The sequence below is a fragment of the Microbacterium sp. W4I4 genome (genome assembly GCF_030816235.1).
Lineage (GTDB): Bacteria > Actinomycetota > Actinomycetes > Actinomycetales > Microbacteriaceae > Microbacterium.
Genome location: NZ_JAUSXT010000001.1, coordinates 2,066,991 through 2,091,008 on the forward strand (window position 1 = coordinate 2,066,991; position 24,018 = coordinate 2,091,008).

At 67.9% G+C, this 24,018-nt stretch carries 23 protein-coding genes; 5 read left to right on the forward strand and 18 right to left on the reverse strand.

From position 1 onward, the window contains the following. Positions 1-32: 32 nt before the first annotated feature. The 9 genes from QF046_RS09715 to QF046_RS09755 are packed head-to-tail and all read right to left on the reverse strand — an operon-like array spanning position 33 to position 8,609. Positions 33-1,358: a phenylacetate--CoA ligase family protein gene (locus QF046_RS09715; protein WP_307369161.1), complete on the reverse strand. Its 1,326-nt coding sequence runs from the start codon at positions 1,356-1,358 to the stop codon at positions 33-35. Between the two features lie 20 nt (positions 1,359-1,378). After that, positions 1,379-2,041 carry a TetR/AcrR family transcriptional regulator gene (locus QF046_RS09720; protein WP_307369164.1) on the reverse strand — a complete coding sequence of 221 codons (663 nt, stop codon included), beginning with the start codon at positions 2,039-2,041 and terminating at the stop codon, positions 1,379-1,381. Further along, positions 2,038-2,856: a cyclase family protein gene (locus tag QF046_RS09725; protein WP_307369165.1), complete on the reverse strand. Its 819-nt coding sequence runs from the start codon at positions 2,854-2,856 to the stop codon at positions 2,038-2,040. The genes QF046_RS09720 and QF046_RS09725 overlap by 4 nt, the downstream gene beginning before the upstream one ends. Further along, a complete protein-coding gene (locus QF046_RS09730; RefSeq protein ID WP_307369168.1) occupies positions 2,853-4,010 on the reverse strand; it encodes an acyl-CoA dehydrogenase family protein in 1,158 nt (385 codons plus the stop codon). The genes QF046_RS09725 and QF046_RS09730 overlap by 4 nt, the downstream gene beginning before the upstream one ends. 26 nt (positions 4,011-4,036) lie before the next feature. Further along, on the reverse strand, positions 4,037-5,059 hold the full coding sequence (locus QF046_RS09735) for a branched-chain amino acid ABC transporter permease (RefSeq protein ID WP_307369170.1): 1,023 nt from the start codon (positions 5,057-5,059) through the stop codon (positions 4,037-4,039). After that, the gene (locus QF046_RS09740) at positions 5,056-5,916 is read right to left on the reverse strand and encodes a branched-chain amino acid ABC transporter permease (RefSeq protein ID WP_307369172.1); all 861 of its coding nucleotides are present in this window, start codon (positions 5,914-5,916) and stop codon (positions 5,056-5,058) included. Before QF046_RS09740 ends, QF046_RS09735 begins: the two co-directional genes overlap by 4 nt. Further along, positions 5,913-6,641 carry an ABC transporter ATP-binding protein gene (locus QF046_RS09745; RefSeq protein WP_307369175.1) on the reverse strand — a complete coding sequence of 243 codons (729 nt, stop codon included), beginning with the start codon at positions 6,639-6,641 and terminating at the stop codon, positions 5,913-5,915. The genes QF046_RS09740 and QF046_RS09745 overlap by 4 nt, the downstream gene beginning before the upstream one ends. Then, the gene (locus tag QF046_RS09750; RefSeq protein WP_307369178.1) at positions 6,638-7,462 is read right to left on the reverse strand and encodes an ABC transporter ATP-binding protein; all 825 of its coding nucleotides are present in this window, start codon (positions 7,460-7,462) and stop codon (positions 6,638-6,640) included. Before QF046_RS09750 ends, QF046_RS09745 begins: the two co-directional genes overlap by 4 nt. Before the next feature lie 4 nt (positions 7,463-7,466). Continuing rightward, a complete protein-coding gene (locus tag QF046_RS09755) occupies positions 7,467-8,609 on the reverse strand; it encodes an ABC transporter substrate-binding protein (RefSeq protein WP_307369181.1) in 1,143 nt (380 codons plus the stop codon). A gap of 209 nt (positions 8,610-8,818) precedes the next feature. On the opposite strand from QF046_RS09755, the gene QF046_RS09760 reads away from it, so the two are divergent. After that, positions 8,819-9,337 (forward strand): adenine phosphoribosyltransferase, encoded by a 519-nt coding sequence (locus QF046_RS09760; protein WP_307369183.1) that lies wholly within the window; start codon positions 8,819-8,821, stop codon positions 9,335-9,337. A gap of 32 nt (positions 9,338-9,369) precedes the next feature. Here the strand turns inward: QF046_RS09760 and QF046_RS09765 are convergent, their stop codons facing one another. Beyond that, on the reverse strand, positions 9,370-10,038 hold the full coding sequence (locus QF046_RS09765) for a MerR family transcriptional regulator (RefSeq protein WP_307369185.1): 669 nt from the start codon (positions 10,036-10,038) through the stop codon (positions 9,370-9,372). A 279-nt stretch (positions 10,039-10,317) separates the two neighbouring features. On the opposite strand from QF046_RS09765, the gene purS reads away from it, so the two are divergent. The 3 genes from purS to QF046_RS09780 all read left to right on the forward strand — a co-directional run bounded on the left by purS (position 10,318) and on the right by QF046_RS09780 (position 13,700). Beyond that, a complete protein-coding gene (purS, locus tag QF046_RS09770; protein ID WP_307369187.1) occupies positions 10,318-10,566 on the forward strand; it encodes a phosphoribosylformylglycinamidine synthase subunit PurS in 249 nt (82 codons plus the stop codon). Beyond that, a complete protein-coding gene (gene purQ, locus QF046_RS09775; RefSeq protein ID WP_307369188.1) occupies positions 10,563-11,270 on the forward strand; it encodes a phosphoribosylformylglycinamidine synthase subunit PurQ in 708 nt (235 codons plus the stop codon). The genes purS and purQ overlap by 4 nt, the downstream gene beginning before the upstream one ends. Positions 11,271-11,381: 111 nt before the next feature. Next, positions 11,382-13,700 (forward strand): immune inhibitor A domain-containing protein, encoded by a 2,319-nt coding sequence (locus QF046_RS09780; protein ID WP_307369190.1) that lies wholly within the window; start codon positions 11,382-11,384, stop codon positions 13,698-13,700. A gap of 69 nt (positions 13,701-13,769) precedes the next feature. Here the strand turns inward: QF046_RS09780 and QF046_RS09785 are convergent, their stop codons facing one another. The 6 genes from QF046_RS09785 to QF046_RS09810 all read right to left on the reverse strand — a co-directional run bounded on the left by QF046_RS09785 (position 13,770) and on the right by QF046_RS09810 (position 21,332). After that, the gene (locus tag QF046_RS09785) at positions 13,770-14,201 is read right to left on the reverse strand and encodes a DUF1761 domain-containing protein (protein WP_307369192.1); all 432 of its coding nucleotides are present in this window, start codon (positions 14,199-14,201) and stop codon (positions 13,770-13,772) included. A 112-nt stretch (positions 14,202-14,313) separates the two neighbouring features. Further along, a complete protein-coding gene (locus QF046_RS09790) occupies positions 14,314-15,072 on the reverse strand; it encodes an SDR family NAD(P)-dependent oxidoreductase (protein WP_307369194.1) in 759 nt (252 codons plus the stop codon). A 35-nt stretch (positions 15,073-15,107) separates the two neighbouring features. Then, a complete protein-coding gene (locus tag QF046_RS09795; protein ID WP_307369196.1) occupies positions 15,108-16,253 on the reverse strand; it encodes an ATP-NAD kinase family protein in 1,146 nt (381 codons plus the stop codon). Then, complete coding sequence (gcvPB, locus tag QF046_RS09800; RefSeq protein WP_307369198.1) at positions 16,250-17,866, reverse strand: aminomethyl-transferring glycine dehydrogenase subunit GcvPB; 1,617 nt, start codon at positions 17,864-17,866, stop codon at positions 16,250-16,252. Before gcvPB ends, QF046_RS09795 begins: the two co-directional genes overlap by 4 nt. Further along, positions 17,863-19,248: an aminomethyl-transferring glycine dehydrogenase subunit GcvPA gene (gene gcvPA / locus QF046_RS09805; RefSeq protein ID WP_307369200.1), complete on the reverse strand. Its 1,386-nt coding sequence runs from the start codon at positions 19,246-19,248 to the stop codon at positions 17,863-17,865. Before gcvPA ends, gcvPB begins: the two co-directional genes overlap by 4 nt. A gap of 8 nt (positions 19,249-19,256) precedes the next feature. Further along, entirely contained in the window at positions 19,257-21,332 is a 2,076-nt protein-coding gene (locus QF046_RS09810; protein WP_307369202.1) for a beta-galactosidase, read from the reverse strand. Between the two features lie 126 nt (positions 21,333-21,458). On the opposite strand from QF046_RS09810, the gene QF046_RS09815 reads away from it, so the two are divergent. Beyond that, positions 21,459-22,115 (forward strand): GntR family transcriptional regulator, encoded by a 657-nt coding sequence (locus QF046_RS09815; protein ID WP_307369204.1) that lies wholly within the window; start codon positions 21,459-21,461, stop codon positions 22,113-22,115. 16 nt (positions 22,116-22,131) lie between these two features. Here QF046_RS09815 and QF046_RS09820 read toward each other — a convergent pair whose 3' ends face one another. Together QF046_RS09820 and QF046_RS09825 are read right to left on the reverse strand one after the other, a co-directional pair. Further along, positions 22,132-23,028, reverse strand: coding sequence for a carbohydrate ABC transporter permease (locus QF046_RS09820; protein ID WP_307369206.1), 897 nt, complete (start codon positions 23,026-23,028; stop codon positions 22,132-22,134). Beyond that, the gene (locus tag QF046_RS09825; protein WP_307369208.1) at positions 23,025-24,017 is read right to left on the reverse strand and encodes a carbohydrate ABC transporter permease; all 993 of its coding nucleotides are present in this window, start codon (positions 24,015-24,017) and stop codon (positions 23,025-23,027) included. Before QF046_RS09825 ends, QF046_RS09820 begins: the two co-directional genes overlap by 4 nt. Position 24,018: the final 1 nt, after the last annotated feature.

A 24,018-nucleotide genomic window follows, 5' to 3' on the forward strand; every position in this document is an offset into this window, starting at 1 on the left:
TTCTCTCCTTCGAGTACGGGACGCGCAGTCGCTCAGGCGGTGACGACGCGTTTGGATTTATGGGTGCTGCGCTCGATCGAGCCGTACGGGACGGCTTCGACGACGCAGCGCACCGTGAGTTCGGCGCGGATCGCATTCTCGAGACGATGTGCTGCGTCTGCGTCATCCGCCGGCAGCTCGGCGCGCAGCTTGATGCCAGTGGCGAAACCCGTGTTCGGGTCCTTCATCGAGTCATCCAGCACGATCTGGTGCTCGCCCGAGGCGCCGGGGAACTTGCGCACGACGGCTTCGACCGCACTCGGGAACAGGTTCACCCCGCGGATGACCAGCATGTCGTCGGCACGTCCGCGCACCCCACCTGGCAGACGTGAGAGGGTGCGTCCGCAGGCGCACGGCTGCGAATCCCGAACGACGACATCGCCGGTCCACCAGCGCACGAACGGGGTGGCCTGCTTGTCCAGGTGCGTCAGCACGAGCACGCCGGGCGTGCCGTCGGGCACGGGTTCACCGGTCTCGCCGTCGACGACCTCGGCCAGTGCGAAGTCCTCGGCGATGTGACCGCCGGACTGCTCCTCGCACTCCCAGGCGATGGGCTGGAACTCCAGCGAGCCGTAGCCGTCGAACACCTTCGCGTTCCAGGCGCGCTCGATGAAGGCGCGGGTCTCGGGAACCGCGCCGCCCGGCTCGCCGCCGACCTGGATCCGCCCGACGCGATTGCCCGACAGCGGGCGACCCAGCCGTTCGGCGGTCTCGGCCAGGTGCAGCATGAACGACGGCGTGCCGCTGACGGCGGTCGTGCCGTAGGTCTCCATGACGTCGATCTGCCGCTCGGTCTCACTCGAGCCTCCCGGAATCACGGTGGCCCCGATGCGCGCATACGCGTTGGCGACGCCGAGTCCGCCGACGAACCACGCGAAGCCGAACAGCACCTGGTAGATGTCATCGGCCCGGATGCCCTGGCTGTAGGCGGATCGTGCGTACAGATCGCTCCAGCGGTCCAGATCGGCGTTCGTCCAGCACACCGGCGTCGGGGCCGAGGTGGTGCCCGAGGAGAAGTGCACCCTGGCCACGTCACGAAGAGGCGCGGCCAGCATGGAACCCCACGGCGCGTCCTCGCGCAGGCTCTGCACGTAGTCGGTCTTGCTCACCGTCGGAAGAGAGCGGATGTCGTCGAGGCTGCGGACGCTGCGGGGGTCGAACCCGGCATCCGCCCACTGACGGCGGTAGAACACGCTGTTCTCCCCGACGTGGACGAGCTGCGTGCGCAGCTTCTCGAGCTGGAGCTCTCGCAGGCGCTCGCGGTCGAACGTCTCGACCTCATGCCAGTAGCGTTCCGAATGCGGGTGACCAAGCGTCATTGCCTCTTCCCTTCTTTCCTCTACGCGGAGACCGCGCGAAGAGCTGTATCTCTGTAGAAAGCCGCGATGCGCGACATCTCCTCATCACTGCTGGCGCCCGGCCGGAACCACATGGGGATCCAGTTGAGTGAACCGAGCAGCGATTTCGCGGCGAGCGACGCGTCCGTGACGGCGAACTCACCCGACTCGATGCCCGCCTGAAGCACGGTGACGAATCGCGACTCGTAGCGACGCCGCAGCGCGATGATGGCATCCGTCGTCTCCCGGTGCGAGAGCAGTTCAGGCGCGTTGCGGTACTGCACGAGCTGCACGGCAACGCGCTGCGAGTTGGACGCCTGCATCATCGCCAGCGCGTGACTGTGCACCATGCGACTCAGCTGCTCGGACGGAGGCACGCTGTCGTCATCCGCCACCGGGTCGATCATCGCGAGCAGGTCCTGCATCCCGTGGAAGGCGACATCGAGGAACACCTCGGCCTTGCCCCGGTAGTAGTGATACACGCGCCCCTTCGTCGATCCGAGGGCGTCGGCGATGCCGTCCATGCTCGTCGCATTGAACCCGTGCCGGACGAACTGATCGGCGGCCGCCTTCAGCACCGCCTCCCGGCCCTCCTCTGCCGGGCCCGGTCGCCACAAGCGCGTCTGCTGTTCCTGCACCATCTCTGTGCTCCCCTTCAGGCTCATTGCACGAATGCGAGGGGTCGGATCGGTGACCCTGTTCCCCCGCGGATCGGCAGCGGCGCCGCGATGAAGTAGAACTCGAACGCCTCCGCATTCGCCAAGGGTGCCAGGTTCATGGCCTCCATGATCGGAACGCCGCTCTCGACCAGCAGGTGAACATGCACCGGCAGCGTGGGCGCGGGCATGCGCTCGAACGCGACAGTGTCCGCTCCGGCCGCACGCACGCCACGCGCGGTGAGCCACTGCGCTCCGCTGAGGGTGAGCCCCGGAGCACCGGTCTGCGTGCCGAGGAAGGCCGCGTTGTCACTCCAGAGCTGATCCCATCCATAGCGGAAGAGCACGATCGAGCCGGGCTCGGGCGCCTGACGATCCGCGAACCAGTCCTCCAGGTGCGCATCCGTCACCCCGTCCTCCGGCACCGTGTCCCGGCCCCACAGCAGCGTGAGGTCCACCAGATGCCCGGGCCCGAGGACCGGAGCCATCTCGTGGATGGACTGCACGGCGACGCCGTCCGCGTAGGACTGTCCGACGGTGATGTCGTGCCCGCCGTACACTTTGCCCAGCTTCGACACATGCGCGAAGCCGTCCATGTGCGTGCCGACGTGCCCGCTTGTCGTGATCATCTCAGCAGCGGCCGAGACGCCCTCGGGATACATGACCTCGCCGTGCTGCTTCGTCAGCGAGAACGAGTACGGCGGGTGGTTGGGGTGATGGGGGATGCCGGTGTGCAGCTGGTGCGACAGGTCGTACACCTTCTGCTCGCCGGACGCCGGCCATTGCACGGCCAGGTCCCAGCGATTGGCGAACTCGGCACTCATTGCTCTGAGGCCTCCTTCTTGATGAAGCGTCCGAGCACCAGCCGCTGGATCTCCGATGTGCCCTCATAGATCTGCAGGATCCGCTGATCCCGGTAGAGGCGTTCTGCGCGCGTGGGCTTGCAGAAGCCGTCGCCGCCGAACACCTGGACGGCGATGTCGACGGCGGCATGCGAGGCCTCGCTGGCGTACAGCTTCGCCATCGCTCCGAGCACGGCGACGTCTTCGCCGCGGTCGTATGCGGTTGCCGCCTCGGTCGTGATCATGCGCGCAGCGGTGAGCTGAGTGGCCGAGTCCGCGATGGGGAAGGAGATGCCCTGGTTGTCGATGATCGGCGTACCGAACGTGTGCCGGCGCACAGCCTCACGGCTGGCCTCGTCGTATCCGGCGAGGCCGACGCCGACGGACTGCGCGGCGACCGAGATGCGGCCGGCGTTGAGAGTCTGCATCGCGAGTCGCATACCTCGGTTCAACTCGCCGACCATGTCCTCGTCGCCGACCAGGGTGTCGAGCTTGAGGTTGCTGGTCTGGGTGCCGCGGATGCCCATCTTGTCCTCGAGGTGATCGATGACGACGCCCTCAGCCTCCTTGTCGACCATGAAGGCGGTGATGCCCCTCGCCCCGGCAGCCGGGTCGGTCAGAGCGAACGCCACGTAGTAGCGGGATGCCCCACCGTTGCCGATGAAGATCTTCTCGCCCTTCAGCCGCCACTTGTCGCCCTCGCGGGTGGCGGTCGTCTTGATCTCAGCCGCATCGCTGCCTGCACCCAGCTCGGTCAGTGCGAAGCTCGTCGCCTCGCCCTGTGCCATCGCCCGCAGGTACTTGTCCTTCTGGGTGTCCGTGCCGACGAGCACCAGGGGCGTTCCGCCCAGTGCATAGGCGGTGAGGATGGCGCCGGTCGACGCGCAGCCGCGTGAGATGCGCTCGATCACGGCGCAGGTGGTCGCGAACGATGCACCCTGCCCGCCGTACTCCTTCGGGACGAAGATCCCGGCGAGGCCGGAGTCGACCAGCAGCTTCACGCTCTCCCACGGATAGCGCTGGTCCCGGTCGAGTTCTTCGGCGAGCGGCTCGAAGTGCTCGACCGACAGCTCCTCTGCGACGGCCAGCCACTTCGCTGTCTCCTCGTCGGCTTTGGGCTCCCAGATCACGGTCATTTGATGTCTCTCTTTCTTGACGGAAGTCATGGTCGTTCCTGGCTGAGCACGGTCCGCGCCGGCGGGCCGTCACTTGCCGGCTCCGTCGCCTTTGGTCGGTTCATCGCAGCCGCGATCGCACGGAACCACCCGGCCAGGCCGTCCTTGGAGGTCAGAAGCACCAGTGCCAGCACTCCGCCGAGGACGATCTTGTCGATGTCGCCTCCGAAGGAGAAGTGCTGCTGCTGCACGACCAGGATGGCCGTCGCGAAGAGCGGTCCGAACAGGATCCGCTTGCCCGGAAGGATCACTGCGGTCAGCATGAGCAGCAGGAAGAACTGGTCGAGCAGGTCCGGGCCGACGTATGCCCGCTGATAGGCGTAGAGCCAGCCGGCCAGGGCACTCGCGGGAGCCGACAGCATGAAGACCAGTACCCGCGTCTTGCGTCCGTCGAAGCCCATCGTCGCGGTGAGCTCCGGGTTCAGGTGAGTCATGCGCGATGCGAGGCCGAGCCGCGAGCGACGGAATCGGGCGACGGCGTAGAGCACCACGGCCAGCGCGACGAGCGCGACCGGATAGAAGGCCGCCGCGCTGCGCAGCTCCATGCCGCCGATGCTCAGGAACGGCATGCCGACCAGGCCGTCCGATCCGCCGAACAGCGGAACGTTGGTGACGATCGCCGACGCGATGATGGCGGAGGCGTAAGTGACCAGGGAGAACACGAACTCCCTGGTGCGGATCGTCACCATGCCGAGCAGCAGGGCGATCGCCATCGAGATCAGCACGGCGACGATCAGCGACAGGAACGGGTCCCACTCCGCCTTGATGACCAGAAGCGCGGTCGTGTAGGCGCCTGCGGCCCAGAACACGGTCTGTCCGAGGCTCACCTCGCCCAGGTCGGAGAGGATGATGTCCATCCCGTATGAGGCGATCGCGAAGATCGCGATCAGCGTGAAGGTCGTGTAGATGCGGTTGCCGCCGCCGAAGGCGATGGGCAGCACGAACATGGCTGCGAACACCACGACGGCACCGATGACATGACCGAGCGGGGACGTCAGGAACTTCTTCATGCCCTCACCTTCAATCCCTGGGGGCGAACGACGAGGATGACGAGCATCACTGCGAACGCCGCGGCCATGGCGTACGCCGGAGAGACGTACGCGCCGAACAATGCGATGAACAGGCCGAGCCCGATACCTGCCACGAGACCGCCGATGATGCTTCCGATACCCCCGAGCACGACCACGAGGAACGTGATGATGACCTCTTCGAAGCCCATCGAGGTGAGGATCGGATGCCGTGGCCCGATCAGTGCGCCAGCCAGCGCCGCCGAGGCGACGGAGAACACGAAGACGCCGGCGTACACCTTTGCGGGATCGATGCCGTAGAGGCGGGCGAGGAACGGATCCTCGGCGACTCCGCGCACCATGCGCCCGACGCGGGTCTTCTCCAGCACGAACCAGGTGATCGCATAGAGGGCGACCGCGGCGATCACGATGAGCACCTCCTGCATCGTGACGTAGGTGTTCAGCACGTACAGCCGCTGCTTCATCGATTCGCTGGCGATCTGCTGCGGGTTGCCTCCGAAGAGGATCGACGAGCCGCCGGTGATGAGATAGCCGAATGCCAGCGTCACGAGCATGAGGTTGACGAGGTTCTGGCCGATGACCAGCTTGCGCATCATCACGTACAGGACGAACCCGACCAGGCCGACGACGACGAGCGCGATGGGCACCGCGATGAAGTACGGAAGCCCGAGGGACGACATGCACCACCAGGTGACGAATGCGCCGATCATGTACATCTGGCCGTGCGAGAAGTTCACCAGGCGGGCTGCGCTGAGCAGCACGGTCCAGCCGACTGCGAGCAGCGCATAGCCTGCGCCGAGCGCAACGCCGTTCACCAGTTGAGTGAGGAACTGGATCATGATTCCTTCAGCCCTCCCAGGTAGGCGCTGACGGTGCGTTCGTCTTCACGCATCTCGTCGGCGGTTCCGGAGGCGAGGATCCGCCCCTGTTCGATGAGTGACAGCCGGTCGGCGACCTCGAGCGCAGCACGCACGTTCTGCTCGACGAGAAGGACCGCGAGTCCGCCCTCGGCGAGTTGCTTGACGTGCGCGAGCACCTCCATGACGAGCTTCGGAGCGAGCCCCACGGAAGGCTCGTCGAGGATGAGCAAGGTGGGGGCGGCGCGCAGCGCGCGGCCGATGGAAAGCATCTGACGCTCACCACCCGACAGCGTGCCCGCCTGCTGAGATGCGCGCTCCTCCAGCCGGGGGAACAGCGCGTAGATGTCATCGACGGAGTAGGTCCGGCCGGCCGTGTTCTGGGCCCGCACCATCGAGAGGTTTTCGTACACCGTCATGTCGCGGAACGCGCCGCGCATCTCCGGGACGAGCGCGATGCCCTGACGTGCGCGCAGGTCGGCGCGCATCCGGGACACGTCCTCGCCCATGAATCGCACGGTGCCGCCGACCTTCGGGGTCGCCCGCGACCATCCTGCGATCGCATTCACCAATGTGGACTTGCCTGCACCGTTCGCGCCTGCGATGGCCAGCAGCTCGCCGGGGGCGACGGTCAGACTGATGTCCGCGACCGCGACGGAGTGCCCATACCTGACGGAGATGTGCTCCGCTTCAAGAACATTCGTCATGCTGTCTTTCCTAGATAGGCCTCGAGTACGGCCGGGTCCCGCTGAACCGCAGAAGGGACGCCGTATGCGATGGTGTTGCCGCGGTCGATCACCAATACCCGGTCGCAGACCTCTGTGACGAGATCCATGTGGTGCTCGATGAGGACGACGGCGATGCCTTCGTCCCGCAGACGCCGCAGCAGGCGTGCGAGAGCGCGCATGTCATCACCGCCGATCCCCGCACCCGGTTCGTCCACCAGGAGCACGTCCACTCCGGCGCCGTATGCCACGACGATCGACAGCATCCGCTGCAGTCCGTGCGGCATGTCATCCGGGAGCATGCCGTGGTAGAGCTCTTCGATCCCGAAGGAGACCAGAAGCTCGCGCGCCGATTCGGCGCGGCCCCGGCGGCGGCGTGCCTCCTTCCACGGGAGCAGAGTGCTCTCGAGCAGCGAGGACGACGAGGATCCGTCGCTCTGGAACGCCGACATGGCGTTCTCGAGCACGGTCAGCTCTCCGAAGAACGAGTTGTTCTGGAAGGTGCGGCGAAGACCGCGTCGAGACAGCTCCTGGGTGGATGCCCGGTCCATCGGCCGCCCGTGAAGCAGCACTGAGCCGGTGCGCTTCACGGACGCCGTGATGCCCGCGAAACTGCTGCTCTTGCCCGCACCGTTGGGTCCGATGATGCCGAGGATCTCTCCCGCGCGCACCTCGAAGGTGAGGTCCTGCAGCGCGGTGAACGCGCCGTACTTGACGGTCAGTCCTTCAACGCTGAGGGCGGCCGGCGCCTCGGCATCCTGTCCGAGTGCGCCGCTCTCCGCCAGGGATGTGCCGGACGCCATCGCCTTACTCCTCCCAGATCTTCTCGGGAATCTCGATCTGGTCGAGAACCGTGATCTCCTGCGCGGAGACCTTGAACGCGTACATCGGGAAGATCTGCTGCCCCTTCTCGGTGAAGCTCACATCGCCGAGGATCGTGTTCTTGAAGGAACCGCCGTGGATCTCGTCGGCGACCTTCTGACGCTCTGCGGAGCCGGCGGCGGTGACCGCCTGTGCCCAGACCTCCACCGACTGGGCCCCGAGTGCCGCGAACTTGTCGGGGGTCGCGCTGTTGTCCGCTTCGAAGCGCTTCATGAAGGTGACGTTGCGCTCGTAGGATGCCCAAGGCTCGGCGTCCGGGAAGTACAGATCCGCCGAGATGGTGTCGACGGCATCCGCTCCCGCGGTCTCGACGACGGTGTGAGACACGGTTCCGGTTCCGGCGAAGTACGGGAAGCCGATGTTCGAGGCGCCCAGTTGCTGCATCAGCGCGGGCTGGCCGGAGGACTCCGCTGCATTGGCGCTGTACACGGCGTCGGGCTTGGCCGCGAGCACGTTCGAGATCGCGACGCGGAAGTCGGTGTCGGTGTACTCGAACTTCTCTTCCGCGACGACCTCGACATCGCTGGGCAGGTTCTTCTTGACGAAAGCGCCGGCGTCGAGGCCGTAGGCATCGTTCTGCAGCAGCATCGCCACGCGCTTGGCTCCGACTGTGTCGGACAGGTACTTGGCCGCGGTGTAGCCGCCGATCGCGTTGCCCGCGTTCATGCGCACCGCCGTCTCGTCGGCGCCGCCCAAGATGCTCGCGTTCTGCGGGATGCTGGTGATGTTCAGCACGTCGGCGCGTACCGTGATGGGCTGGATCGCGAGCGTGACGGGGCTGTTCCAGCCGCCCATGATCACGTCGACGCCTTCGTCGATCAGCTCGGTGGCCATCGAGACGCCGGTCGCCGGGGTGCTCTGGTCGTCGCGGGAGATGACCTCGATCTTGCGACCGTCCACGCCTCCCTCGTCATTGATGATGTCGACCTGCGCCTGGACGCCTTCCAGAACGTTCTTGCCGTTCGGTCCGGCCGCGCCGCTCAACGGCACGAGCACACCGATCTTGAGCGGCTCGCCGTCGCCGGCACCCGGGCTTTCCGTCGATGCGCTGCAACCTGCGAGAACCATCGTGGACGCGAGAGCGATTATCCCTACTCCGCGGTAAACGTTCGCCAACTTCATTGTCGTCTCCTGATGCTAGGGGGCAACCTACTACGGCGTAGGTTGTCGATAGATGCAACCATCGCAGGTGGACACGCGTTCGTCAACCCTGGGTTGAATCACCCCTGACCCAGCCCGCACGGAATGATCGAAAGCCGGTCGGCTACGCTGGCCAGGTGAATCCCGAACTGGCCCACGCCGAGTCATTGATCCGCTCGATCCCGGACTATCCGTCACCGGGAATCCTGTTCCGGGACATCACCCCGCTGCTGGCGGATGCTGCCGCGCTGAACGCCACCACCCGTGCGCTCATCGAGCCGTTCGCGGGCACCTTCGACGTCGTCGCCGGAGTCGAAGCCCGCGGCTTCATCCTCGCCGGCGCGGCAGCCATCACGGCGAACACGGGCTTCGTGCCGATCCGCAAGGCCGGCAAGCTGCCGCAGCCCGCGGCATCCGTCGACTACGCACTCGAGTACGGCACCGCGACCATCGAGATGCACGATGACCTGCCCGAGGGCACCCGCATCCTTCTGATCGACGACGTGCTCGCCACCGGCGGCACGCTCGCCGCGGGACGCAGGATCATCGAGCAGCTCGGCTACACGGTCGCCGGCGTCAGCGTGCTGTTCGAGATCGCCGGCCTCGGCGGGCGCGAGCTGATCGGCGACGTGCACACGGTCTTCCGCTCCGCCTGATCCCGCGTCGACTCAGAAGTGTCAGGACAGGGTCAGGACGCGGCCGGCGGCATCGCGAGGTCGGGTGGCGCATCGCCGCGCTCGATCGCCGCGCGGATGGATACCGCGGCATGCGCCAGGCTGCTCACCGCGACGAGCTGGCGCGCGCGGGCGTTCACGGCGAGCAGCATCCGCCTGGCCACCTCATCCGGCGACCCCATCGGACCGAGTGCTGCGACGTTGCGGCCGGCCAGCGGCTCCAGCGCGTCGGCATACTCCATCAACTCGTCCACCTCGTAGTCCAGCCCGACCTCCGCGGCCTGGGCGAGTGCCGCGACGAGCCCATGAACCGCCGCGCCCGGATATCCGCGCCAGTCCCGCCGTCTCATCAGCTCGAAGGCACGCTCCTGGTACTCGGCGACATCCGCACCATCGGGTTCCGAGGGGACCTCGAGCGCGAAGGCCTGACAGGCATTCATGACCTCGAGGACCGACACGTCCTCGGCATCGATCACGTCCGTCAGCGACCGGATCTCGGCGACCGACGCGCGGTACACGTCCCGCAGCACGAGGATCAGTCGCGCCCGATCGAGGTGGCGCTGCTCGTAATCTGCCGTGGTGCGGTTGCGCAGCCGACCGGACGGCATGATGCCCACCCTGATCCAGTGCTTCAGCGTGGTGGTGCTCACGCCGCTCTCCCCCGCGAGCTGTCTGAGCTTCACGTCCGCCCCTCCCGTCGCACGGAATCCGTTCCCCTGACATGTTGGAGAGCGAACCCTCGTCGCACTCTCCACGATGCGCAAGCTGTGCGAAGACTCTAGCGTGCTTATGCACGGGTCTCTCTCACCCGCGGGGGGACGCGCGTGAGAGTCCGAGGGCTGGGGAATCCTCGAATGTGTCCGGGCGGGGTACTGAGGGGTGCGAATCCGCCCGGGCACAACTCCGTCGGCGCCGCTGACTCCGGACGATCCCGCTCACCCGGATCGCCTAGAATCTCAGGTATGCCCACCATCGTCGTCGACGTCATGCCCAAGGCCGAACTTCTCGACCCGCAGGGGAAGGCCGTCTCCGGAGCCTTCGCCCGCCTCGGCGTCGAAGGCTTCAGCCAGGTCCGCATCGGCAAGCGCTTCGAACTCACCGTCGACGGCGAGGTCACCGACGAGGTGCTCGCGGAAGCCCGTCGTCTGGCCGAGGACGTGCTCTCCAACTCCGTGATCGAGGACGTCGTCGGCATCGAGGTCGCGCAGTGACGACGCGCATCGGGGTCATCACGTTCCCCGGTTCGCTGGATGATCGCGACGCGCAGCGCGCCGTGCGCATCGCCGGCGCCGAGCCGGTCGCCCTGTGGCACGGTTCGCACGACCTCGAGGGTGTGGACGCGCTCGTGCTTCCCGGCGGGTTCAGCTACGGCGACTACCTGCGCTCCGGTGCGATCGCTGCGCTGTCGCCGATCATGGCCGAGGTGAAGGATGCCGCGGCATCCGGCATGCCCGTCCTGGGCATCTGCAACGGATTCCAGATGCTCGTCGAGGCGCACCTGCTGCCGGGCGGGCTGATCCGCAACGACCACCAGCACTTCGTGCGCCGGGACCAGAAGCTCATCGTCGAGAACGCCGACACGGCCTGGACCAGCGATTTCGAGCAGGGCCAGGAGATCGTCATCCCGCTGAAGAACGGCGAGGGCGGCTACATCGCCGCCGACGACACGCTCGACCGGCTCGAGGGCGAGGGCCTGGTGGCGTTCCGCTACGCGGGCGTGAACCCGAACGGCTCGCTGCGCGACATCGCCGGCCTCACGAACGAGCGCGGCAACGTGGTGGGGCTCATGCCGCATCCCGAGCACGCCACCGAGCCCGGCTTCGGGCCCGACACGAACCACGCGATGCGCTCCGGGATCGACGGGCTGGGATTCTTCACCAGCGCGATCGCCGCAGTCGCCCGCGCCGCCGCGTAGTCGCCCTCCCCTCTCCCACTCCGCACTTCCACTCCTGACACCGCCGCACGCGCGTGCTAGTTTTTACGTCGTCGCGCCCGGCGATCCCGGGCAAGTCACAAAGGAGTGAACGTGAGACGACGTACCCGCGGCCTCATCGCCGCAGCAGCATCCGGAGCCACCCTCATCGCCGGAGCCTTGACAGTACCGGCGGCGACAGCCTCGCCGCCCGCTGACGACGGCCCCACCTCGGAGGGGACCTCCGTCCAGCGGACCGACAACCGTCCGGGCCCGCTGACCGAACGTCAGAATGAACGACGCAAGGCCGCCCAGCGCCTGATCCTCTCGGGCAAGGCCGCTCCCGATGAGGGCGGGGCCGTCGCGCTGAACGCCGAGGGCGACAAGTACTACCAGGCCACGCTGACCGGCACCGGCCGACTGTTCACCATCCTGTCCGAATTCGGCGATCAGGGCAGCGGCAAGCTCGGCACCACGCCGGGGCCGCTGCACAATGAGATCCCCGAACCGGATCGCACCCTGAACAACAGCACGCACTGGCGCGCGGACTTCAACCGCGACTACTACGAAGACCTGTTCTTCGGCGACGGCGACCCGGCCACTTCGGAGCAGTCCTTCGCCGACTTCTACTCCAAGCAGTCCTCGGGCGCCTACACGGTCGCCGGCGAGGTCGGCGACTGGGTGAAGGTACCCGGCAACGCGTCGTCTTACGGCGACAACGCCGTGGAGGACCTCGGCGGCACCTGGCAGTTCATCACCGACTCCGCGAACGCCTGGTACCAGGCGCAGCTGGATGCCGGCAAGAGCGTCGACGACGTCATCGCCGAACTGAAGTCGTTCGACGTCTGGGACCGCTACGACCACGACTCCGACGGCGACTTCGACGAGCCGGACGGCTACATCGACCACTTCCAGGCCGTGCACGCCGGCGAGGGCGAGGACGCCGGAGGCGGCCTTCAGGGTGAGGACGCCATCTGGTCGCACCGCTGGTACGTGAACCAGGACGACTTCGGGGCAACCGGACCTGCGGGCGCGGAGTTCGGCGGCACGCAGATCGGCGACACGGGCATCTGGATCGGCGACTACACCGTCGAGGCCGAGAACGGCGGACTGGGTGTGTTCGCCCACGAGTTCGCCCACGATCTGGGCCTGCCGGACTTCTACGACACCGCCGGTGGCGAGAACTCGACCGCGTTCTGGACGCTGATGTCGAGCGGATCGTGGCTGGGAGACGGCACCGTCGACATCGGCACGACTCCGAACTACATGGGCCCGTGGGAGAAGCTGCAGCTCGGCTGGCTGGACCACGCGGTCGTCGATCCCGGAGCGAGCGGCGACTTCACGCTGAGTCCGGCGGCGCGTCAGCAGACCGGCCAGGAGCAGGCGCTGGTCGTGGACGTGCCCGATGCCGTGACGACCACCCGGATCGTGGAGCCCGCGGGCGGTCATGCCTGGTGGACCTCGAGCGCGGACGATCTCAACACCACGCTCACCCGCACGCTCGATCTGAGCGCCGTGCGCTCCGCGACGGTGACGGCGAAGGCCTGGTACGACATCGAAGCAGGCTATGACTTCCTGCGCGCGGAGTACTCCACCGACGGGGGCGAGAACTGGACGGCCGCCGGCAAGGCGCTGGACGGCAGCTCCAGCGGGCGCTGGACGAATCTGCGCTACACGGTGCCGGGCGGCAGCGCCGACACGCTGTTCCGCTTCCGGTATCAGAGCGACGCGGGTGTTCATCTGGCGGGCGCGTTCCTCGACGACATCGTCGTCAAGAGCGGCGGCACCACGCTGCTCAGCGATGATGTCGAGGGCGGCGAGAACGGCTGGACCGCGGCAGGCGGATTCGCCATCAGCGACGGCACGCAGACCTCGAGCGGCGACCGGTACTACCTGGCCGAGAACCGCACATACGTCGACTACGACGCCACACTCGAGACCGGTCCGTACCAGTTCAGCGAGGGCCTGACCCGGCCGGACTGGGTGGAGCACTTCCCGTTCCAGGACGGGCTGGTGGTGTGGGCCATCGATGAGTCGTACGACGACAACAATACGATCGACCACCTCGGTCACGGCCTGGCCCTGCCCGTCGACGCCAACCCGGTGCCGATCATGTACCCCGATGGGACGATGCCGAGCAACCGGCGCCAGCCCTTCGACGCCGCGTTCGGCCTGAACCCGCTCGACGCGGTGAGCCTGCACAAGCAGGTCACGGTCGGCAAGGGCAAGAGCGCGACCATCGAGACGCTGGCCGCGAGCTCGACGCCCGGCATGCAGAACCCCACGTTCAGCGACCTGGACACGCATGCCTTCTACGACGAGACGAACCCGCTGGGCGGCGTGCTCGTGGCCGGACACGGCACGACAATCACCGTGACCGGGCAGACCACGGGCGGCACGATGACGGTCTCGGTGGCCAACCCCGCCGAGTAGTCGCAATCGCACACGAGTCGGGCCCGTCCCTTCGGGGGCGGGCCCGATCTCTGCGCGGACGACGTCGGATCAGATGCCGGCGGGCGGCCAGACGCCGATGATCACGGCCATCACCAGCACGGTGACGAGCTCGTGCGCGATGTTCAGCGTGGTCAGCTTCGTCGAGCGTCCCTCGAAGGCGTCGTGCGTGATCAGGCGCGCTGCGGTGAAACCCGCCCAGAGGGTGACCGCCGTAACGATGGCCGCCCAGAAGTAGGAGCCCTCGTAGAAGTGCCAGGCGATCGATGACGCACCCGCCAGCACCCAGGCGGTGATGAAGCTGACGATCACCGTCGTGATCATGGGCCACAACGGTCCGCGCGACGGCTTGTCGAGGTCGACACCCGCCAGGCCCGCCCATCGCGTGCCCATGACACCGCGGGCGTACCAGATCGCCCCCACGATCATGCTCGACACCGTCGCGACCAGCACGGCCCAGTAGTTGATCTCCGGAACAGTCATGGGAGCCTCCTTGCTCTGGCCCTCAGGCTACTCGCGCGCTCCACCGGCTGACCAGCCTTCGCTCGGGCGGTCAGGCGATCCGGTCGGGCATTCAGGCGATGCGGCCGGGCGGTCAGGCGATGCCGCCTCCGTCGACCACGAGCGCTGAGCCGGTGACGTACGATGCGTCATCGCTGGCGAGCCACACGACTGCGGCAGCGACCTCGCTGGGCTGACCCATCCGGTTCAGAGGGCGCTCGGCGGCCTCGGCGAGGAAGCCGGCCTGGTCCTGACCGAGCTGCTTCGCCTCGTCGCGCAGCATCCCTGTATCGACGTCGCCGGGGTTGACCGAGTTGACGCGGATGCCATCGGGGCCGTGATCGATGGCCAGCGCGCGGGTCATGTTCACGACTGCCCCCTTCGAGGCGCAGTACGAGATCGCCTGGCCGCCGCCCTTCAGGCCCCAGCCTGAACCCGTGTTGACGATCGAGCCGCCGCCGTTCGCCTTCATGACCGGCACGACGTGCTTGCACATCAGGAAGATGGCGCGCACGTTCACGCCGAAGACGCGATCCCACTCCTCCACCGTGGTTTCGACGGCGGTGGTGCGGCGGATGATCCCGGCGTTGTTGAAGACCACGTCGACACCGCCGAAGACCTCGTCCGCAGTGGCGACCACACGGATGATGTCCTCTTCGCTGGAGACGTCGGCGGCGATCGCGATGGCGGTGCCGCCGGCTGCCCGGATCTCCTCGGCGACCGCCTCGGCGGCCTCGGCGTTCAGATCGACCACGGCGACCGAGGCGCCCTCGGCGGCGAACGCGAGGGAGGTCGCGCGGCCGATTCCGCCGGCACCTCCGGTGACGATGGCCTTCTTGTTCTCGAGTCTCATGGGATGGTTCCTTCCGGGGTGAATCAGGGAGTGGTTCAGAGGTCGGTGTCGGGGGCGGCGACAGCGTACAGGCTGGTCGTCGCGACCCCGGTGACGATGCGGATGTGGCCGGAGAGGCGGGCATCGATCTCCGCATCGCCGGTCTCCACGATGAGCGGCAGCCCGTGCAGGTCGATGAGCTTCTGCTCCGGGGCGACGACCATCAGCGGGTCCTCACCGAGGGCGCGGATGACGGACGCGGACAGCTGCTGGTTCCCCCGACCGAGCAGGAAACCCTGCCCGCCGATCACGGTGACGACGGCCTGTGCGGGACCCTGTGCGACCTCGGCGAGCAGCTGCTGCTCGCTGCCGGCGGCGAGCAGCAGGCGTCGGTCGAGGATCACGTCGACGCCGAGCGGAGATTTGCGGATGCCGAGCTGACGTGCGATCTCGGCGGTCGTGCTGCCGGGCCCGAGCAGGTAGCGGGTGTCGGGCCGCATGCGACGCACGACGCCCCGTGCTGCCGCCGCCACGGCGGCGACCTCGGATGTCGGAGTCGCCGCTTTGCGCGACTGCGTGCGCCCGATCCGGAACGGCACGCGCAGCATCCCGTGCAGCACGGGATCCACACGGGCGTGGCGCATGGCCACCTCGTCGACGTCGAGCACCTCGCGGTCGGCGGTGGGCAGGACGCCGTCGATCCACTCCGCGGCGAGCGCTCCGGCGGCGCGGGGGCTGACCGCGAACACCGGCGAGTACATCTTCACTCCCGCGGGGATGCCGAGAACGGCCGGCGGCGCAGCAGCCGTCCGTGCGAGCCCCGCCGCGGCATCCCGCAGCGTGCCGTCACCTCCGGCCACGAGGATCAGGCCGGCTCCGGCGGCGGCCAGCGCCGCGACTGCGGCCGACGTGTCCGCGGCAGCCGTCATCCCGGACGACGGACCGGATTCCGTCGAGTGCACCACCCAGGGCACGAGGCCCGCCGAGCGCACGGCATCCGCACCCATGGCGTCGGCCGCCGTGGCGATCACGAGGGACGGACGCCGCGCGGCCAGCACCTGCATTGCGATTCTCGCCCGCTCCCGCGCGCGGGAGTGCGCGCCGCGGGCCACCGCGAGGCGCTGCACCTCCGCGCCGTCGGAACCGGCCAGGCCCGCGGGCCCGCCGATTCCGGCGACGGGGTTGACGACCAGCCCGATCACGACGCGGCAGCCCCCACCGGCGTGCGCTGCGCGACCGCATCCGCCGGGATCTCGCCGAAGTACTTGCGCCGATAGGCGCGCCAGGTGATCGCCCAGCGCTCGGGGTCATCGAGATCGTCATGGTGGGTGTGGTGCACCGTCTGGTTGTGCGGTGCGGTGCGCACGAGCTCGGGATTGTCCCGCGCCTCCTGCGCCACCTGGGCGAGCGCTGCGACGTATTCGTCCAGCTCGGCCTTCGAGTAGCACTCGGTCGGTTCGAGCGTGAACGGCTGCGGCACGATGTAGGGGTGGTGGCTGGTCCAGTAGTGGAAGCCGTAGTCCGCCATGCGGATACCGATCTCCTCCGAGGAGATGCCGGTGTCCTCGAACAGCTCCTGCCATGAATACCGCACCTGCTCGATGCGTCGGCGGCCGACCGCGTACGGGGCGGACGCACCGGGGATCTCCAGCACCTTCTTCATCAGGTAGTTGTTGTTCAGCACCGCGATCTGCGAGGCCGTCAGCATGCCCTCGGCACCGAGCGACATGATCCACGCGTACGCCCGCACCACATGCAGGATCACACCGTGAGCGGGCGCGACGTGCCCGATCGACAGCGCACCCGGCTCACGCACGACGAACCGGCCGTCGACCTGCTCGACGCGTTGACCGGGCAGGAACGGTGCGAGCGCGGCGCTGACCGCGTTGGCCGCGGCCCCCGGCCCGCCGGACCCGTGCGGCGCAGCGAACGTCTTGTGCAGGTTGAACTGGCAGACGTCGAAGCCCGCGTCACGGGCACGGGTGATCCCGAGGATGCCGGCGGCGTTGGCCTGGTCGTACGAGGCGAGTGCACCCACGGCGTGCGCCGCATCCACCCACTCCTTGATGGCGGGGTTGTAGATGCCGGTGTCCTCGGGGTTGGTGACCATGATGGCCGCCGTGCGCTCGGACAGAGCGGCCTTCAGCGCGGCCAGATCGGGGTAGCCGTCGGCATCCGGGTAGACGGTGATGATCTTGTAGCCGGCGACCTTCGCCGCTGCGGCGTTGGAGGGGTGGCTGAAGATCGTGGTGATGATCTCGTCGCGCTGCTCGCCCTCTCCGCGGGACTCGTGATAGGCGCGGATCATCGCGACGTTGGTCCAGATGCCGGCCGAACCGCCGGGGGATGCCAGCGACACCGAGTCCATCCCCGAGATCTCGGCCATCAGCCGTTCCAGCCGCCAGATCATCTCCAGCGCGCCCTGCGTGTCGGCGGGGTCCTGCGCGGGGTGGAGAGCGCGCAGCTGCGGCACCTCGATGAGCTGGTCGTTGATCTTCGGCGAGTACTTGATCGTGCAGGTGCCCTGACCGATGTCGACGTTGAGGTCGGATCCGAGGTTCTCCTGCGACAGGCGCAGATAGTGCTTGAGCACGCGCATCTGCGCGATCTCCGGCAGGGCCGGGGCGGCGGGTCGGCGCATGCCCTCCGGGAGGGCTGCCACGACATCGCCGACGGCCGCGCGGACGGCAGGCTCGACAGGGATGATCGCGATGCCGCGCTCCCCCGGCGTGGACAACTCGAACACGATGGGTTCGTCCCAGCTGGCCTGTTGGAATCGGCGGGGGCTGTTCTTCGGTGCGATGGGAAGGCTCACTTCGACTGCTCCTTGCTGAGGTCCTGGGCGATCACGGCTGCGACGGCAGCCGCGAGGCGGTCGATGTCGGCGGCGGAGGTGACGTCGGTGACGCAGACGAGCAGCGTGCTCTCGTCGACGACCACTCCGGGCTCGATGCCCTCCCGACGCAGTGCGTCGACCAGATCCGCGGCTGCTGAGTGCTCGAGGCGCACGGTGAACTCGCGCAGGTGCAGCGCATCGTCGCCGAGGCGGATGCCGGGGATCGCGGCGAGGCGCTGCTGCGCGTAGCGGGTGCGGGCGAGCAGCAGCTCGCCGTGCTCGCGCATTCCCTCCGGACCCATCAGTGACAGGTACACGCCGGCGGCGATGCCCCACAGGGCTGCGGCCGTGCCGACCCATTCCTTGCCCTCCTCGCGCTGGGCGAAGGAGGTCCGCTCATAGGCGACATCGCCGAAGCCGTACTCTCCGGCGACGTCGGTGGACTCCAGGCCGAACAGCCGCGAGGGCATCTCCATCACGAATCGCGGGTCGTCGTGCACGGCGATGAACCCGGCGTGGGCGCCGCCGAACCACTGGTGCAGGCCCAGCGACTGGATGTCGCCGGTGACGATGTCGGCGCCCTGCATGGCGGGCGGGGTGAGCACTCCGTAGCCGACCGGGTCCGTCCCGACGACGACGACCGCGCCGGCCGCGTGCGCGATCTCCGCGATGGCCGCCAGCTGCGCCTCGACCGCGCCGGTGAAGCTCGGGGTCTCCACCCACAGGGCCGCGACATCATCGGTCAGACTCTCGCGCAGCGCACCGAGGTCGGCGGTGCCGTCGCGGGTCGGCACGAGCTCGACGGCGAGGTCCGCCCTGGTGTAGTCGACGACCTTGGAGAGCTTCTCCGGCAGAACGTCGCTGAGCGCGAGCACGCGGCGGCGGCCGGTCAGACGCCCGGCCATGGCCAGACCCGTCGCGGTGGCCTGGTAGCCGTCGTAGGTCGGCACGTTCACCACGTCCATCGCCAGCAGCTCGGCCATCAGAGACTGGTACTCGAACAGCGCCTGGAAGCGGCCGTGATCCTCGTAGGGCTCGCCGGCGTAGGCGGTGAGGAACTCGCTGCGGCGGATCACCTCGTCGACGACCGCCGGCACGTAGTGGTTGTAGGTGCCTGCGCCGAGGAAGCTCAGACGCTCCTCGGTGCTGCGGTTGCGGCCCAGGATGCCGCGGACGTGGCGCGCCAGATCCTGTTCGGCGGGCAACGGTGCCGGCATGTCGAGCGGGCGGCGCAGGCGCAGCTCCTCCGGGACGTCGGCGTAGAACTCCTCGACGGACGCCGCATCCACGGCGTCGAGCATGGCCTGCTTCACGGCGGGAGCCGTGTTGGGGATGTACGGGTGGACGAATGCTTCGGTCACGGCATCCTTCATTCGTTGGGAGCGGTCAGGGAGATGAACGGGACGGACGCCGCGTGCGGCGACGCGATGACGGCTGCACCGTAGCCGCCGAGTTCGACGACACCGGCTGCATCCGCCCCGGTGAGCAGGTCGACGCCCGATGCCGGGAGCGCGAACGCGACCGGAGCGGTGCCGTGGTTGAGCAGGAACGTGTAGTCCGTGGTGCCATCGGTGCGGGTGACGGCCTCGGCATCCACGTCCACGTGCCTGCGCGCGGGGAGTCCGGCGCTGCGCAGCACGTCGCGGAACACGGTCAGCATGCCTTCGGGTTCGAGCATGGTGCTGACGTACCAGGCGGAGCCGGAGCCGACGGTGCGGCGGGTGATCGCCGGGCGCCCCTCGAGCACACCGGATGCATGGACTCCACGCACCTCGACATCGGCGTCCGCCTCGATCCACTCGGCCCAGCAGGGCACGTCGATGGTGTCGCCGTCGTAGAACGCGCGTTCCACGACTCCGTCGGCGAGCGGCCACTGCTCGTCCACCTCGATGCCGAGCAGATCGCGCAGCGGGCCGGGCGCTCCGCCCTCGTGCACCTTCTCGGTGGCGTCCACGACGCCGGAGAACGGACCGACCACGACGTGTCCGCCGTTCTCGACGAACGCGCGCATCGCGTCGGCCTGGGCCTGGTCGGCGATGTAGAGGTTGGGGACCACCACGACGTCATATTCCTCGAAGGGACCGGCCGCGCGGACTGCGTCCACCGCGTGGCCGAGCGTGTGCATCGCGCGGTGCCACGCGCGGGCCTGGTCCGCCCACTGCAGTCGCTGCGACGGCAGCGACTCGACCGCGCTCGACCCCCACCACGAGTCCCAGTCCACGACCAGCGCCACACGGGAGCGCACCCGGGTGCCCCGGACCTGCTCGAGTCGCTTGAGCTCGTTGCCGAGCGCCTTGGTCTCCTGGAAGCTGCGGGAGCGCTCGCCGCGATGCCCGAGCATCGAGGAGTGGAACTTCTCCTGCCCGTATCTGGCCTGGCGCCACTGGAAGAACATCACGGAATCGGAGCCGTGCGCGACCGCCTGCAGGCTCTCGACGCGGATCTTCCCCGGGGCCTTGGGCACGTTGACGTCGCGCCAGCTGGTGGCGCTGGCCGATGACTCCAGCAGCAGCCACGGGCGGCCGCCCTTGAGCGAGCGCATCAGCCCGTAGTTCAGCGCGGCCCCGACGTGGGAGGCGGGGTCGGCGGGCTCGGGGTAGGCGTCGTCGGTGACGATGTCCTCGCGCGCGGCGAAGTCCCAGTAGTCCAGGTCGCGGAACATGCTCATGAAGTTGGTGGTGACGGCGATGTCGGGAGTGACCTCGCGCAGCACGTCGATCTCGAGCTGGAAGAGCTCGAGCATGGCATCCGAGGAGAACCGCTCGAAGTCCAGCAGCTGCGTGGGGTTGATCGGACCCGGCGCCGTGCGGGGCACCTCGATGTGATCCCAGGAGGTGTAGCGCTGACCCCAGACGTTCACACCCCAGGCCTCGTTCAGACCGTCGAGGTCGCCGTAGCGGTCTGCCAGCCAGCGACGGAAGTGCCGGCTCGACTCCGAGCACCAGCAGCGGGAGACGTGGTCGCCGTATTCGTTGGAGATGTGCCACATCGCAAGGCCCGGGTGCTCGCCGTAGCGCTCCGCCATCGCACGGGTCATCCTGGCCACGTTCTCGCGCCAGATCGGAGAGGAGGGGCAGTACGTCTGCCGGGAGCCGAACTCGAGGCGGCGCCCCTCGGCATCCCAGGGGCCCATCTCGGGGTGCGCGCGCAGCAGCCAGGACGGCGGGGTGGCCGTCGCCGTCGCGAGATCGATGCGGATGCCTGCCGCGTGCAGCAGGTCAAGGACGCGATCGAGCCAGCCCCAGTCGTACACGCCGGGCTCCGGCTCGAGCTGCGGCCAGCTGAAGATCGGCAGGCTGACCATCGTGACGCCCGCCTCCTTCATCAGGCGGATGTCCTCGTGCCAGGTCTCCTCGGACCACTGGTCCGGGTTGTAATCGCCGCCGAAGGCGAGAGCGTCGATCCGGACTTCCCGGACGCGCTCATCGTCGCGGTGCTGGGTCACGGGGGCTCCTCTCTGAGACTGATGGACAACAGAACACTGTCCAATGTATTCTGTATACAGTAAGCGTATGGCGTAAGCGTCGGAGGGTCAAGCTCTAAGCTGACGCTGGGAAAGGGATTCATCACTATGGCCATCGAGCGCAAGAACCTCCGTTCGCAGGTGCGGGACGAACTGCTCGCGCGCATGCGCACGGGCCTGGCGAAACCCGGAGCCAGCATCAACGAGGTGCAGCTGGCGGCCGAGCTCGGCGTGAGCCGCACACCCCTGCGCGAGGCCCTGATCGCGCTGGAGTCCGAGGGACAGATCACCAGCGAGAACGGCAAGGGCTTCCGGTTCGTTCCGCTCAGTGCCGGCGAGTTCGAGGATCTGGCACCGGTCATGGCCGCGCTGGAGAGCCTGGCGCTCGAGCTGTCCCCCGTCGACGAGCTGAAGAAGGTCGGCGAGCGTCTGGTCGAGCTGGCGGATGCGTTCACCGACGAACTGGTCGAGCACCGTCTCGTCATCAGCCGTGACGACGAGTGGCACGCCGTGATGCTCTCGGCCTGCCCCAACAAGCGCCTGCTCGACGTGATCGAGAGCGTGCGCGGGTCGTTCCACCGCTACGAGTCGCTGCTTGTCGCCGAGGACGTGAAAGTCGAGCGCGTGGCAGCCGAGCACGCCGAGATCGCCCGCAACATCGCCGCCGGTGACATCCCCGCCGCCGCCGAGGCGCTGAAGGCGAATTGGATGCACGGCATGCGCCGCATCCTCGACAACTCCTCCAGCGCCTACTTCACCGCCTGATCGCGCGGCGGCGCCGTCAACCCTTGACCGCACCGCCGAGGAGACCAGCGACGAACTGCTTCTGGAAGATCAGGAACAGGATCAGCAGCGGCAGCGTCGCCAGCAGCGAACCCAGCATCAGTCCGGAGTAGTCCACCCGGCTGAGGCCGATCATCGTGTTCAGCGCGACGGGGATCGTGTACTTGTCCTCGGTGTTGAGCATGAGCAGCGGCCAGATGAACGAGTTCCACTGGCTGATGAACGTGTAGATGATCAGCGCCGCGAGCTGCGGGCGTGCGACGGGGAGCACGATGCGGTAGAACGTGCGCAGCTCCGACGCCCCGTCGATGCGGGCGGCCTCGACCAGCGTGTGCGGGAAGTCCAGGAATCCCTGCCGCATCAGGAAGATCCCGAACGCATTGGCCAGGAAGGGCACGATCAGCGCCTGGTACGAATCGATCCAGCCCAGGCTCGCCATCATCTGGAACAGCGGCACCAGCAGCACCTGCATGGGGATCATCATCGTCACGAGGATGACGCCCAGCAGCACGCCCCGGCCGCGGAAGCGGTAGGTCGCCAGGCCGTAGCCGCACATCACGCTGATCGCGGCGCTGAAGACCGTGTAGAGCACGGCGACCAGGACGCTGTTGAGCATCACCTGCCCGAATCCGATGGACTCCTGCAGTCGGGCGAGGTTCTGCCAGAACTCCCCGCCGGGCAGCAGCGGCAGAGGGGTGACGAACAGGTCGCTCGTCCGGTGACTGGAGGCGATGACCATCCACAGGAAGGGCACGAGCGACAGGATGCCCGCACCGATCATCAGCAGGTAGACGGGGCTGCGCAGGATGATCCGTCGGGCCAGCGGCTCACCGCGCCGGCGATCCGGCATCCCGGAGCGTCGGTCCCTTCCGGTGGTGATCAGCTGAGTGCTCACGGCTTCTCCCTCATGATGCGGAACTGGACCACCGCGATGATCCCGGTGAGGATGACGAGCATCCAGGCGATCGCGCTGGCGTAGCCGAAGTCGAACTGCTGGAAGCCCATCTTGTACAGGTACAGGACCGGGGTGAGCGTGGCGTTGTTCGGCCCGCCGCCGGTGAGGATGTAGTTCTCGTCGAACAGCTGCAGCGCGCCGATCGTGGAGGTGACGCTGGTGAAGATCAGCACCGGACGCAGCTGCGGCACGACCACATGCCGGAAGGTCTGCCACCTGCCGGCGCCGTCGATGCGCGCGGCTTCGTACAGCTCCGGTGCGATGGCCTGCAGCCCGGCGAGGATAATGACCATGTTGTAGCCGGTCCAGCGCCAGGTGATCGAGGCGATCACGGCGACCCGCGACCACCACTCGTTGTTCAACCAGTCGATCGGGGCGGCTCCGAGCAGCCCGAGGAACTGGTTCAGCAGCCCGCCGTCGGTGGTCATGATCACGCGGAAGACGACCGAGTAGGCCACCAGCGTGGTTATCGCGGGCAGGAAGACGATGAGCCGGAAGCCCGCGCGGAAGCGCAGCCAGGACTGGTTCAGCAGATAGGCGAGCCCGACGGCGAGGGCGATCATGATCGGCACCTGCACGATCAGGATGAGCCCGGCGTTGAACAGACTCTTCGCCACGAGCGGGTCGCGGAGCATCCGCGTGTACTGGTCGAGGCCGACAAAGGTCGAGACCCCGCCCTGCGTGCGGTAGAAGCTCTGCAGCAGCGACACGACCAGGGGGTAGGCGAAGAAGATCGCCATCAGCGCCGTGGCGGGCAGCGCGAACCACAGGCCGGGTCGGTGCATGCGCGCGGCGAACAGACGCCCGGATCGGGATGCCCCGGATGCCGGAGCGCCCTGTCGGCTCTCCTCCGCCCCGCCGCCGCGACCTTCGTCGGCACCGAGGCCGCGGCGGATGCCGCGACCCCGGGTCGTGCTCTGGAGGGTCATG

Bases quoted from the DNA above. Each gene is read 5' to 3' on its own strand.
- QF046_RS09715 (WP_307369161.1), bottom strand. From the start codon at position 1,358: ATGACGCTTGGTCACCCGCATTCGGAACGCTACTGGCATGAGGTCGAG.
- QF046_RS09720 (WP_307369164.1), bottom strand. From the start codon at position 2,041: ATGAGCCTGAAGGGGAGCACAGAGATGGTGCAGGAACAGCAGACGCGC.
- QF046_RS09725 (WP_307369165.1), bottom strand. From the start codon at position 2,856: ATGAGTGCCGAGTTCGCCAATCGCTGGGACCTGGCCGTGCAATGGCCG.
- QF046_RS09730 (WP_307369168.1), bottom strand. From the start codon at position 4,010: ATGACCGTGATCTGGGAGCCCAAAGCCGACGAGGAGACAGCGAAGTGG.
- QF046_RS09735 (WP_307369170.1), bottom strand. From the start codon at position 5,059: ATGAAGAAGTTCCTGACGTCCCCGCTCGGTCATGTCATCGGTGCCGTC.
- QF046_RS09740 (WP_307369172.1), bottom strand. From the start codon at position 5,916: ATGATCCAGTTCCTCACTCAACTGGTGAACGGCGTTGCGCTCGGCGCA.
- QF046_RS09745 (WP_307369175.1), bottom strand. From the start codon at position 6,641: ATGACGAATGTTCTTGAAGCGGAGCACATCTCCGTCAGGTATGGGCAC.
- QF046_RS09750 (WP_307369178.1), bottom strand. From the start codon at position 7,462: ATGGCGTCCGGCACATCCCTGGCGGAGAGCGGCGCACTCGGACAGGAT.
- QF046_RS09755 (WP_307369181.1), bottom strand. From the start codon at position 8,609: ATGGTTCTCGCAGGTTGCAGCGCATCGACGGAAAGCCCGGGTGCCGGC.
- purS (WP_307369187.1), top strand. From the start codon at position 10,318: ATGCCCACCATCGTCGTCGACGTCATGCCCAAGGCCGAACTTCTCGAC.
- QF046_RS09785 (WP_307369192.1), bottom strand. From the start codon at position 14,201: ATGACTGTTCCGGAGATCAACTACTGGGCCGTGCTGGTCGCGACGGTG.
- QF046_RS09790 (WP_307369194.1), bottom strand. From the start codon at position 15,072: ATGAGACTCGAGAACAAGAAGGCCATCGTCACCGGAGGTGCCGGCGGA.
- QF046_RS09815 (WP_307369204.1), top strand. From the start codon at position 21,459: ATGGCCATCGAGCGCAAGAACCTCCGTTCGCAGGTGCGGGACGAACTG.
- QF046_RS09825 (WP_307369208.1), bottom strand. From the start codon at position 24,017: ATGACCCTCCAGAGCACGACCCGGGGTCGCGGCATCCGCCGCGGCCTC.